Annotated in this window: 1 pseudogene; it reads right to left on the bottom strand. The window is 62.8% G+C overall.

The window, feature by feature from the left end:
- Positions 1-191: 191 nt before the first annotated feature.
- Positions 192-696: pseudogene (locus tag RV1423_RS28360) on the bottom strand (branched-chain amino acid ABC transporter permease); the annotation flags it as partial.

The following is a 696-nucleotide window of genomic DNA, read 5'->3' on the forward strand; positions in this document are numbered from 1 at the left end:
TGGCTGGCAATGAAGGGGAAGGCGATCATGACGATGAGGAGGATGGCCAGGCTGACGTTGGCCTGGCGCGGGTTGCGTTTCTTGTCGAAGGTGAGGAGGGCCATAATGAGTTCTCTCTGTTTGCGTTAGCAAATGGAAATTCGTTCAGGTGTCGTCGCGAGTACATCCGCTGAGGACACCTGAGTCGATGTTCAAGCGCGGTCTGCTACGCGCTCACCCATGATTCCCGAGGGGCGCAGGGTCAGCACGATGATCAGCACGATGAAGGCGAAGATGTCCTGGTAGTTGCTGCCGAGGAAGTCGCCGGTGAGGTCGCCGATGTAGCCGGCGCCCAGGCTTTCGATCAGGCCCAGCAGGATGCCGCCCAGCATGGCGCCGTAGATGTTGCCGATGCCGCCCAGCACCGCTGCCGAGAAGGCTTTCAGGCCCGGCACGAAGCCCATGGCGAATTGCGCTGTCGAGTAGTTCGCGGCCCACATGACGCCGGCAATCGCGGCCAGCGCGGCGCCGATGATGAAGGTGACCACGATGACGCGGTTGGCGTCCACACCCATGAGTCCCGCAATGCGCGGGTTCTCGGCGGTGGCGCGCATGGCGCGGCCCATCTTGGTCTTCTCGACAATCAGCACCAGACCGATCATGGCGGCCAGCGCCAGCATCAGCAGCATGATCTGCGTCGGCGAGATCAGCGCGCCG

Origin of the sequence: Herbaspirillum sp. RV1423 (assembly GCF_000577615.1) — a bacterium.
Classification (GTDB): domain Bacteria; phylum Pseudomonadota; class Gammaproteobacteria; order Burkholderiales; family Burkholderiaceae_D; genus Herbaspirillum.